This window comes from Pseudomonas sp. F220, from assembly GCF_057813935.1.
This window is the reverse complement of record NZ_JBVASJ010000008.1, coordinates 188529-199038: the sequence shown is the minus strand read 5'-3', so window position 1 is coordinate 199038 and position 10510 is coordinate 188529. Positions and strand designations below refer to the sequence as shown.

Genomic DNA, 10510 nt, shown 5'->3' with positions numbered 1-10510 from the left:
GACTCAGTTCAATTTGTTCGTCTTCACTGAGCACGATGTCCTGAGAGTTCATGTGATCACTCCAAGTACTGACTGACCACAGAAGCATAGCTCAGGCTAGAAACTTATTTAAGAGACAGGACACTAGTGGCTAAAACCCGCCCAATAAAAAACGCCCCGAACCAGTCGGGGCGTTTTTATGTGGCGAGACGACGAGGGCTTACTTACCCTGCCAGCGCTGCAGTACCAGGGTGGCATTGGTGCCACCGAAGCCGAAGCTGTTGCTCATCACGTTGTTGAGCGTGACGTTCTCGCGGGTCTTGGTCAGGATCGGCATGTCAGCGACAGCTGGGTCCAGCTCTTCGATGTTGGCTGAGCCGGCCATGAAGTTGCCTTCCATCATCAGCATGCAGTAGATCGCTTCGTGAACGCCGGCGGCGCCCAGAGAGTGACCGGACAGGCTCTTGGTGGAGCTGATGGCCGGAGCCTTGTCGCCGAATACTTCACGTACACCTTCCATCTCTTTGGCGTCACCGACAGGAGTCGAGGTACCGTGAGTGTTGATGTAGTCGATCGGACCGTCGACGGTGGACATGGCCATCTGCATGCAGCGGATGGCGCCTTCGCCGCTAGGAGCGACCATGTCGTAGCCGTCGGAGGTTGCGCCGTAGCCAACGATTTCCGCATAGATCTTCGCGCCGCGGGCCAGAGCGTGTTCCAGCTCTTCAACCACGACCATGCCGCCACCGCCAGCGATGACGAAACCGTCACGCTTGGCGTCGTAGGCACGGGAAGCTTTTTCCGGGGTGTCGTTGTACTGGCTGGACAGCGCGCCCATGGCGTCGAACAGGAACGATTGGCTCCAATGTTCTTCTTCACCGCCGCCGGCAAAAACGATGTCCTGCTTGCCCATCTGGATCTGTTCCATGGCGGTACCGATGCAGTGAGCACTGGTGGCACAGGCAGAAGCGATGGAGTAGTTCAGACCCTTGATCTTGAATGGCGTGGCCAGGCAAGCGGAAACCGTACTGCTCATGGTCCGCGTGACGCGGTATGGGCCGACGCGCTTGACGCCTTTCTCGCGCAGGATGTCCAGCGCTTCCATCTGGTTGAGGGTCGACGCGCCGCCGGAACCAGCGATCAGGCCGGTACGCGGGTTGGAGACTTGCTCCTCGGTCAGACCGGAGTCAGCGATGGCGTCTTTCATGGCCAGATAAGCGTAAGCCGCTGCGTGGCCGACGAAGCGATAGATCTTGCGATCGATCAGCTCTTCGAGGTTAAGGTCAATGGAGCCGGAAACCTGGCTACGCAGACCCATTTCGGCATATTCCGGGTTGAATCGGATGCCAGGGCGACTTGCACGCAGGTTAGCGGAGACGGTCTCTTTGTCATTGCCCAGGCACGAAACGATGCCCAGACCAGTGATAACGACGCGGCGCATGCGGATAACCCTTAGAAGTTGTCAGTGGAAGTAAATACGCCGACCCGAAGGCCTTCGGCGGTATAGATCTCGCGGCCGTCAACGCTGACAGAACCATCGGCGATGGCCATGTTCAGCTTGCCGCGCATGACGCGCTTGATCTGAATGTTGTAAGTGACTTTCTTGGCAGTCGGCAAGACCTGGCCAAAGAATTTTACCTCTCCTGAACCCAATGCGCGACCACGGCCTGGCAGGTCTTGCCAGCCCAGGAAGAAACCGACCAGTTGCCACATGGCATCCAGGCCCAGGCAGCCAGGCATCACCGGATCGCCTTCGAAGTGGCACGCGAAGAACCACAGGTCCGGATTGATATCCAGCTCGGCGACCAATTCACCTTTGCCGTACTTGCCACCCTCTGAGCTGATATGGGTGATGCGATCCACCATCAGCATGTTCGGGGCGGGCAGTTGCGCGTTACCTGGGCCGAACAGCTCACCGCGACTGCAGCGCAGCAGATCTTCCCGAGTAAAGGCGTTTTGTTTGGTCATGCGAGCTCCTCAATAGTCCCATGCGGCAGGGTGGGGCAAATCTTCCCGACCGACCGAAGCGTTCATGCCTCGAATCGACAGCCTACTCATAGACTATTGCGTTGTAGTGAAAGTCACAGCACAAAGGGTATGAATGTACACTTGTGCACTGAAATTATTATTCAGGCTCGTTTCAGGGCCTGTTTGGGTGCCTAAGACTGCCGCACTTTCGCACTTCACGCCAGTCGCAGATCGTCGAAACCTCTGTTCTACTGCACCCAACGTTGCAGAATTTGCTGCAGATCAGTGCGCTTGAACGGCTTGGCCAGATAATCGTTCATTCCGGCGTCAAGGCAGGCTTCGCGGTCTCCCTGCAAGGCATTGGCTGTCAGGGCGATGATCGGTAGCTCGGCGCAGCCTGGCAGTTGGCGGATCTGGCGGGTGGCTTCATAGCCGTCGATAAGCGGCAGCCGGCAGTCCATTAGAATAGCTTCGAATATCAGGCTCTCAGCGCTGCGAATGGCTTGCGCGCCGTCGGTGGCGACGCTGACGGTGAAGCCCAGACTGCGCAGCATCGCCTCAATCACTGTCCGGTTGACCGGATTGTCCTCCACCAGCAGCACATTGCGACCTTCGCCATGGTCGTTTCCTGAAGGTATCCGGGGCGTCAGCACCGGCAAGCTTTGCTGATACAGCGCCAACGGTATCTCCAGGGTAAAGACAGAACCGCGGCCTTCCTCACTCTGGGCGCGCAGAGTGCCGCCCATCCGTTCGGCGAGCGTGCGGGCAATCGGCAGACCAAGGCCGGTGCCACCATAACGTCGGGAAATCGAACTGTCGGCCTGTTGGAACGCATTGAACATCAGCTCCAGGCTTTGCGCCGAGATACCGATGCCGCTGTCACGCACGCTGCAGGTGAACCACAGCACTTCGTGGTCCAGAGATTGCCATTGCGGCTCAATCGACACGCTGCCGTGTTCGGTGAATTTCAGCGCGTTGCCGATCAGGTTGACCAGAATCTGCCGGATCCGGGTCGGATCGCCCTGAACTTGCAGCGACTCCATGCCCGCCGGGATCTTCAGCTCAAGGCTAAGGCCCCGCTGTACTGCACTGTGCTGAAATGCCTGTGCGCAGCTGGTGATCAGATCGGCGAGGTTGAACGGGATATGTTCCAGTTCCAGCGCAGCACGCTCGATGCGTGAGAAGTCGAGGATATCGTTGATCACCTTGAGCAGGTGTTCGGTGGACTCGGAGGCAAGCGCCGCGTATTCGACCTGCTCCTCGGTCATTTCGGTGGTTTCGAGTAGTTGCAGCATACCCAGCACGCCATTCATCGGCGTCCGCAGTTCGTGACTCATCATCGCCAGGAAGTCGGATTTAGCGTTGTTGGCCTTTTCCGCTTCTTCGCGGGTCTGGATCAATTGCGCCATCGCCTGATGCTGTTCGCGGCTGGCTTGCTCCAGGCCGCCGGCGAGGTTGTTGATATGCCGTGACAGGCTACCAAGTTCGGCATCGTCGACGATCGGCAGCGGGGTACTGTAGTTGCCCTGTTGAATCGCCTTGACCGCATTACCCATGGCGCTGATTGGCTGTGACAGGCTTGCGGCCAGGCGGCGGGCGAGCAGGAAGGTGAACAACAAGGCAAACAGCGCGAGGATTGCGGCCTTGAGCAGGATTTCCTGCTGGCGCTGACTGAAGGCGTCGTTAGACATACCGACAATCACCCTGCCCAGATAGTCCTCTGCCGGTGCTACGGCCGGTGAACTGCCGTCCTGAAGGAAATCATTATTGAGCTTGATCCGTTGCAAGCGTACGGGTGCCTGGAACACTTCAACCTGTTGCGATTGACTGACAGTTTCCGAGGGCTGTTCGACGTACGCCAGTATGTTGTTGGTGCTGTCCTGCACCTCCAGAAAGCGCACATGAGAGATCGTCAGAGTGGCTTTCAACAAGCTCTCTAGCACCTCGTTGTTGCCGGAAATCACGCCGTATTCGGTGGCCGGTGCCAGTTGGTTGGCGATCAGTTGTCCGGTGTGGTTCAGTTCCTGGCGCAAATCCTGAATCCGCACGAAGGTAAAGAAGCTGATCAGCAGCAATGTCAGCAACAAGGCCGGGCCAAGGCTGATGATCTGGGTGCGGGTATTGATGTCCCAACGGCGCCGGAAGGTCATGGGCGGGTTTCTCCTTCGGCCAACCGGGTCGCGACAGACTGTTCGTCAATCTGTTCGATGCCCAGCGAGCGTGCCACTTGCGGGTTGCTCAGCACTTTGAAATGTGGCGGGTACAGCGCGCGCGGCCAGTTGGCGGTCGGGCGGTCGAGCAAAGTGTCGAGAATTGCCAGCCAGTCGTTTTGGTCACTGTAGGTGCTGGCCAAGCTACCGGCCTTGACGAAACCGGCATTGGGGCCGATCAGCGCCCGTTGCCGGGCGTAGCTGCTGAGCAGCAGATTTTTGGCGGTTTTCGGGTTGTACAGGTCGTCATCGTTGAGGCCCAAGAGCACATCGCTGTTTTTCAGCAGTGCCTGGAGTGGACGGCTGTCACTGGTGTTGTCCCAGCGCTCGGTGACGATTTCCAGGCCTAACGGTTGCGCGACCTTGCGTAATTCTTTCAGGAGAAATTCGCTGTGGCTGTCATAGAGCACGCCAACCCGTCGGGCTTGCGGCAGGATGCTTTGGATCAGACGCAATTGCCGGTCCAGTGGAGGGTCGCTCCACAGCAGGCTGAGTCTGGCGGGCAAGGTGTTGCCCAGGTGTTGCCGGGCTTGCAGGCGACTGATGTGCAGCACCAGTGTTGCCGGCCCTTGGGCGTCTTGCAGGCGCCAGTCCAGGCTCGGCAGATCGAGCAGGATCAGTCGTGTGCCTGAAGGCAGTTTGCTCGGTGCCGGCAGGTTAGTCAGCGGACTGAAGCGTACGGTGTCTTCGGGTCGCAGTTGGCTCAAGGCCTGGGTAAAGGACTGCACGCGAGGGCTGTCTTCGGCGCCGGCCAGCAAAATCTCGGCGCTCCGGGCCGGAAGGCTTGCGAGCAGACAGATTATCGCCAGACACACTGACCTGAGCAGGTGGCCAAGGGGTGGCGTCACCTGTGACTGACGTTCGACCATGCTAGATCTCTAACTCCGCGCTGAAGTAGAGAACGTGGCGTTGGTCATAGGTGTTATCGACAAACGTGGAGGGTTGCTCGCGTAGGCGTAGGTCAGGCGCAGGCGGTCCGCGGTGTTCATGCGCCAGTCGAGCTGGGTTTCGGTGCCAGAGAAACGTGAGGAGTTCGAGTTGCTGGCGATGTATTGGTTGTTACGCAGTGGCTCGCTGATCATTCCGGTAATTTCGTCGTAGAACAGCTTCGCGTCGACGGTCAGTCCGATATCAGCAAAGAAGCCGTTGTAGCCCAATTCGCGCGAACGCATGTGTTCTTGTTCGAGATCGCCCGGGCCACGGGTCTTGACGAAGTACTGGGCGCGGGATTGTCCGTAGGCTCTGGGGCTCAGGTTGGTGATCCGATAACTCCAGTTGACGTTGTTCTCGAACATGTCGGGCGAACGGATGGCTTCTGAATACACCGCACGCAGGCCGTGGCGTGGGTTGATCAGATAATTGACCGCCACCCGTGGAGTCAGCGAACTGCCGGTCAACCGGGTGTCTTCGAACATGGCACCGCCCTGGAGCAGCCAGTGTTGCGCCGATCCTTGAATATAAAGGCTGTGGTCCGGGTTGATGTCCAGGTTCCAGCGCAACGAGCCGGCATAGTCCTTGGCAATGACGTCGGAATTGTCACCGGCAGCGGTGATCCCGGAGAACACTGGACGGTAGGTGTAAGGCCGCTGGTTGGTGCCATCTTTCGAGCGACCGTCGATCAGCACCTGCATGCGCCGCGCTTCGCTGGCGTTGGTGCCGTGATAGTTCACCGCAGCCTGATTGCCGCTGGTCCTGATCAATTCACTGTCGATCACTGTCATGCTGCCGGGAACTGCTGCGGGGGACTGTTTCAGGCGCGTAGCGGTCAGTACTTGCGGCAGTGGCCGGCTATCGAGAAACAGGTCATCGGCCTGCGCCGGGCTGCTGACAATCAGCGCCAGGACCAGTGATGAGCGTGGATTGGGAGGGCCAAAGTACACGACACTGCCTTGAGAACAGATAATTGCTGCGCATGTTAACCGAGCTGATCGGGTTTTCCAGTCACGATGCGGGCATTTTCCGTAGCTAAATGGGTCTGATACCAACATTTGCCGGTATTCATCGGTGGGGCTGGCCGCCAGTGGGCTGCTCCGTATAATGCCGTCATCGCCACTGCTATGGATTAACGGATTGCATATGACTGAACAGCGCCCTATTGCGGTCCTGGGAGGCGGAAGTTTTGGTACCGCCGTGGCCAATTTGCTGGCCGAGAACGGTCATCGGGTACGGCAGTGGATGCGTGATCCTGAACAGGCCGAGGCCATTCGGGTGAACCGCGAGAATCCGCGCTACCTCAAGGGCATCAAGGTTCACCCTGCGGTGGAGCCGGTCACTGATCTGCTAGCGACGCTGACCGACTGCGACCTGTGTTTCGTCGCGTTGCCGTCCAGTGCGTTGCGCTCGGTGTTGGCCCCTCATGCCGAACGCCTGAGCGGCAAACTGTTGGTCAGCCTGACCAAAGGCATCGAGGCGCAGACCTTCAAGCTGATGAGCGAAATTCTCGAAGAAATCGCTCCGCAAGCACGAATCGGCGTGTTGTCCGGGCCCAATCTTGCTCGGGAAGTGGCGGAGCACGCACTGACTGCTACTGTGGTCGCTAGCGAAGATGAAGAACTCTGCCAACGCGTCCAGGCGGCGTTGCACGGCCGTACCTTTCGCGTTTACGCCAGCGCCGATCGCTTTGGTGTGGAATTGGGCGGGGCGCTGAAAAACGTCTACGCAATCATCGCCGGCATGGCCGTGGCATTGGGTATGGGTGAAAACACCAAGAGTATGCTGATCACCCGAGCATTGGCGGAAATGACCCGTTTCGCGGTCAGTCAGGGCGCCAATCCCATGACCTTCCTGGGACTGGCCGGGGTCGGTGACTTGATCGTCACCTGTTCGTCCCCCAAGAGCCGCAATTACCAAGTGGGCTTTGCCTTGGGGCAGGGGTTGAGTCTGGAGGACGCGGTGACTCGTCTTGGCGAAGTCGCCGAGGGTGTGAACACTCTCAAAGTGCTCAAGGTCAAGGCTCAGGAGTTGGGTGTCTACATGCCGCTGGTCGCCGGGTTGCACGCGATTCTGTTCGAAGGGCGCACGCTCAACCAGGTCATCGAATTGTTGATGCGCGGCGAGCCGAAAACCGATGTCGATTTTATCTCTACCAGTGGTTTCAACTGAGCAGGACAAGGAGCGAGACATGAACGATCCGAAGAGCGAAGCCAAATACGAGTCCATTTTGCTACGCGTTCTATGGATGCTGGTGTACGTGTTGGTCTGGCAAGTGGCGCAATTCATCCTGGGCGCTGTGGTGCTGGTGCAACTCATCTACCGGCTGATCTACGGTGCGCCGAATGCCAGCCTGATGAACTTCGGCGACAGCCTGAGTCAGTTCTTGGCGCAGATCGGTCGCTTCGGCAGTTTCCACAGTGACCAGAAACCCTGGCCATTCGCCGATTGGCCGACCCCGCGCACACCCGAAGGTGAAGCAGCGCATGCCGTACCGCCTGCACCGCACCCGGCACGTGACGAGGAGCCGAAGCTATGAAGTTCTGGGTGCTGCGTCACGGTGAAGCCGAGTCTCACGCCCGTAGCGATGCCGAGCGGGCGTTGACCCAACATGGCCGCGAAGAGGTGTTGCGCAGTGCTGCTCAACTGATCGGCCAGCCGATCCAGGCAATCATCGCCAGCCCTTATGTACGGGCGCAGCAGACTGCACAGCTGGTACGGGAGGCGTTGGGATTCGAACCGGAGATCAGAACCGTGTCCTGGCTGACTCCAGATAACAATCCGTTGACGGTGGTGGATCATCTCGACTCGGCGGACAACGTAGTGCTGGTCAGCCATAACCCTCTGGTTGGCAGTCTGATTGGCTACTTGCAGCACGGTCATCTGCGCGATCCGCAACCGATGAACACTGCCAGCCTTGCCGAGCTGGAAGGCGACTGGCCGCTGGCCGGGTTGATGACCCTCAATAGCGTCAAACATCCCTGACCGAGCTCCCCCCGACGAACCTGCGTGAGCGCAAAAAGATCGCAGACTGCGCCAGCGCCTACGACGACCGAGTACACCCTCGACGTTGCGGTTGTACGCAAAACCTGTAGGCGCTGGCGCAGCCTGCGATCTTTTTCTGCGCAACACTACCAATCCCCGCTGTTTTCTCTGTGAAATAGTCAACCAAGCAACTGCTCGGTTGACTACGCTTGCCGCCACACAGAACAAAAAGGAGCGCTCGCATGTCTGCCGCTTTTCGTTTGCCGCTGGAGGTGTTCTACGAGCGTGAAACTCGTCATCCCCGTCAACGTTTTCTGGTTCAGCCGCTAGGTGGCGGGCGGGTTGAAACCCTGAGTTGGTCCGATGTTGGTCACCAGGCCCGTTGCGCAGCCCACTGGCTCCGCGCACGGGAGCTGCCGCAAGGCAGCCACATCGCAATCATTTCAAAAAACTGTGCGCACTGGATCATCGCCGACCTGGCGATCTGGATGGCCGGGCATGTGTCCGTCCCGTTGTATCCCAACCTGACCGCAGACTCGGCGTCCCAGGTGCTCGAGCATTCAGAGGCAGTGCTGGTGTTTATCGGCAAGCTGGATGACTGGCCGGGCATGGCGCCTGGAGTCAGGCCAGGTTTGCCAACGATCAGTCTGCCGTTATGTCCCGAGGGCTCGTTCGATTACAGCTGGGCCGACCTGCAACGCAGTTCACCTATTCAGGACGACCCGCTGCCCGCAGCTTCGCAACTGGCGACGATCATTTACACCTCGGGTACCACCGGCGTACCAAAAGGGGTGATGCACAGCTTTGGCAATCTCGGTTTCGCCACGACCCACGGCACGCAACTGTTTGGCCTGGGAGAGTCGGATCGGCTGTTGTCGTACCTGCCGCTGTGCCATGTGGCCGAGCGGATGTTTGTCGAACTGGCGTCGATCTATACCGGCCAAACGGTGTTTTTTGCCGAGAGCCCGGACACCTTCCTCATCGACCTGAAGCGCGCCCGACCTACCGCGCTGTTCGGCGTGCCGCGGATATGGACCAAATTCCAGATGGGCGTGTACAGCAAAATGCCCGCCAAGCGCCTGAATTTTCTGCTGGGCTTGCCGGTCATTGGCAGGTGGGTAGGGCATAAAGTGCTTGCCGGGTTGGGGCTGGATGCTTTGCGCATCGCCTTGTCGGGCGCTGCGCCAGTGCCGCAGACTTTGCTTGAGTGGTACCAACGGCTCGGTCTGGATGTGCTGGAGGTCTATGGCATGACCGAGAGTTGCGGTTATTCCCATGTCGGTCGTGCGGGTCAGCACACACCAGGCTGGATCGGTGGACCCTGCCCGGAAGTCGAAGTGCGTATTGATGAGACGGGTGAAGTGCAGGTGCGTAGCGGAGCGACCATGCTCGGCTACTACAAGGATCCGCAGAAAACCGCCGAAACCCTCACCGAGGACGGTTTTCTGCGCACCGGGGACAAGGGCGAGCAGGATGCTGAAGGCAATCTGCGCCTGACCGGGCGGCTCAAGGAAATCTTCAAGACCAGCAAAGGAAAATACGTCGCGCCGGCACCCATCGAAAATCGCCTGGCGGTGCACTCACGGATCGAACAAGTGTGCGTGGTCGGTGATGGTTTGAGCGCGCCGCTGGGGCTGTGTGTGCTGTCGGCGGTCGGGCTTCAGGATGCTGCCAGTGCGGCTCGCAGCGGTTTGCATTCCAGCCTGGAAGCCTTGCTTGAAGAGGTTAACGGCGTCCTCGACAAACACGAACGCTTGCGTCAATTGGTCGTGGTGAAGGACAGTTGGGCAGTGGAAAACGGTTTCCTGACGCCCACGCTGAAGATCAAACGCAACGTGATTGAGGCCACCTACGGTGCACGCTTCCTGGAGTGGAGCGAGCATTGCGAAACGGTGTTGTGGCAGGATTGAGGCGATATAAAACCAGTAAAGGATGTAGCGATGACTTTATGGCGTACCGCTCCCAACATTGAGCAACTGAATGCGATTCAGAAAAATACCATCGGCGAAGTGCTGGATATCCGCTTCGAATCCTTTGATGAAGAGTCTCTGACTGCGAGCATGGTCATCGACCACCGTACTCATCAGCCCTATGGTTTGCTACACGGTGGGGCCTCGGTGGTGCTGGCCGAGACTGTTGGCTCCATGGCCAGCTACTTGTGCATCGATGCCAGCAAGTTCTATTGCGTGGGGCTTGAGATCAACGCCAACCATTTGCGTGGGTTGCGCAGCGGGCGAGTGACGGCGGTAGCGCGGGCAATCCATGTCGGCCGCACCACCCACGTCTGGGACATCCGTCTGAGCAGCGATGAAGGCAAGGCCAGTTGCGTGTCGCGGTTGACCATGGCGGTGGTGCCGCTGGGAGAAACACCGCCGGCCCGCTGATAGCTTGATCGAACAAATCCCCTGTGGCGAGGGGGAATGAGGTCTCTGTAGGAG

General features: G+C 58.8%; 9 protein-coding genes and 1 pseudogene. 5 read left to right on the top strand and 5 right to left on the bottom strand.

Features of this window, described 5'->3' with window-relative positions; all coding sequences use genetic code 11:
• Positions 1–199: 199 nt before the first annotated feature.
• The 5 genes and pseudogenes from fabB to ACZYSM_RS10655 all read right to left on the bottom strand — a co-directional run.
• Positions 200–1420, bottom strand: coding sequence for a beta-ketoacyl-ACP synthase I (fabB, locus tag ACZYSM_RS10675; RefSeq protein WP_489071454.1), 1221 nt, complete (start codon positions 1418–1420; stop codon positions 200–202).
• A gap of 11 nt (positions 1421–1431) precedes the next feature.
• Positions 1432–1947, bottom strand: coding sequence for a 3-hydroxyacyl-[acyl-carrier-protein] dehydratase FabA (gene fabA / locus ACZYSM_RS10670; RefSeq protein ID WP_489071453.1), 516 nt, complete (start codon positions 1945–1947; stop codon positions 1432–1434).
• A 248-nt stretch (positions 1948–2195) separates the two neighbouring features.
• Complete coding sequence (locus ACZYSM_RS10665) at positions 2196–4097, bottom strand: response regulator (protein ID WP_489071452.1); 1902 nt, start codon at positions 4095–4097, stop codon at positions 2196–2198.
• Positions 4094–5026 carry an ABC transporter substrate-binding protein gene (locus ACZYSM_RS10660; protein WP_489071451.1) on the bottom strand — a complete coding sequence of 311 codons (933 nt, stop codon included), beginning with the start codon at positions 5024–5026 and terminating at the stop codon, positions 4094–4096. The genes ACZYSM_RS10665 and ACZYSM_RS10660 overlap by 4 nt, the downstream gene beginning before the upstream one ends.
• A 69-nt stretch (positions 5027–5095) precedes the next feature.
• Positions 5096–6037, bottom strand: a pseudogene (locus tag ACZYSM_RS10655) (TonB-dependent receptor domain-containing protein); the annotation flags it as partial.
• A 196-nt stretch (positions 6038–6233) separates the two neighbouring features.
• Here ACZYSM_RS10655 and ACZYSM_RS10650 point away from each other — a divergent pair.
• From ACZYSM_RS10650 to ACZYSM_RS10630, 5 genes are all read left to right on the top strand, one after another.
• Positions 6234–7259, top strand: a complete 1026-nt coding sequence (locus ACZYSM_RS10650; RefSeq protein WP_489071450.1) for an NAD(P)H-dependent glycerol-3-phosphate dehydrogenase — start codon at positions 6234–6236, stop codon at positions 7257–7259.
• A 19-nt stretch (positions 7260–7278) separates the two neighbouring features.
• Positions 7279–7626, top strand: a complete 348-nt coding sequence (locus ACZYSM_RS10645; RefSeq protein WP_489071449.1) for a DUF4389 domain-containing protein — start codon at positions 7279–7281, stop codon at positions 7624–7626.
• Positions 7623–8072 carry a phosphohistidine phosphatase SixA gene (gene sixA, locus ACZYSM_RS10640; RefSeq protein ID WP_489071448.1) on the top strand — a complete coding sequence of 150 codons (450 nt, stop codon included), beginning with the start codon at positions 7623–7625 and terminating at the stop codon, positions 8070–8072. Before ACZYSM_RS10645 ends, sixA begins: the two co-directional genes overlap by 4 nt.
• Positions 8073–8314: 242 nt before the next feature.
• A complete protein-coding gene (locus ACZYSM_RS10635) occupies positions 8315–9982 on the top strand; it encodes an AMP-binding protein (protein WP_489071447.1) in 1668 nt (555 codons plus the stop codon).
• A gap of 30 nt (positions 9983–10012) precedes the next feature.
• Complete coding sequence (locus ACZYSM_RS10630) at positions 10013–10456, top strand: hotdog fold thioesterase (RefSeq protein WP_489071446.1); 444 nt, start codon at positions 10013–10015, stop codon at positions 10454–10456.
• Positions 10457–10510: the final 54 nt, after the last annotated feature.

Excerpts from the sequence above, each read along its gene's own strand:
- fabB (WP_489071454.1), bottom strand. The coding sequence starts at position 1,420 with ATGCGCCGCGTCGTTATCACTGGTCTGGGCATCGTTTCGTGCCTGGGC.
- fabA (WP_489071453.1), bottom strand. The coding sequence starts at position 1,947 with ATGACCAAACAAAACGCCTTTACTCGGGAAGATCTGCTGCGCTGCAGT.
- ACZYSM_RS10665 (WP_489071452.1), bottom strand. The coding sequence starts at position 4,097 with ATGACCTTCCGGCGCCGTTGGGACATCAATACCCGCACCCAGATCATC.
- ACZYSM_RS10660 (WP_489071451.1), bottom strand. The coding sequence starts at position 5,026 with ATGGTCGAACGTCAGTCACAGGTGACGCCACCCCTTGGCCACCTGCTC.
- ACZYSM_RS10650 (WP_489071450.1), top strand. The coding sequence starts at position 6,234 with ATGACTGAACAGCGCCCTATTGCGGTCCTGGGAGGCGGAAGTTTTGGT.
- ACZYSM_RS10645 (WP_489071449.1), top strand. The coding sequence starts at position 7,279 with ATGAACGATCCGAAGAGCGAAGCCAAATACGAGTCCATTTTGCTACGC.
- sixA (WP_489071448.1), top strand. The coding sequence starts at position 7,623 with ATGAAGTTCTGGGTGCTGCGTCACGGTGAAGCCGAGTCTCACGCCCGT.
- ACZYSM_RS10635 (WP_489071447.1), top strand. The coding sequence starts at position 8,315 with ATGTCTGCCGCTTTTCGTTTGCCGCTGGAGGTGTTCTACGAGCGTGAA.
- ACZYSM_RS10630 (WP_489071446.1), top strand. The coding sequence starts at position 10,013 with ATGACTTTATGGCGTACCGCTCCCAACATTGAGCAACTGAATGCGATT.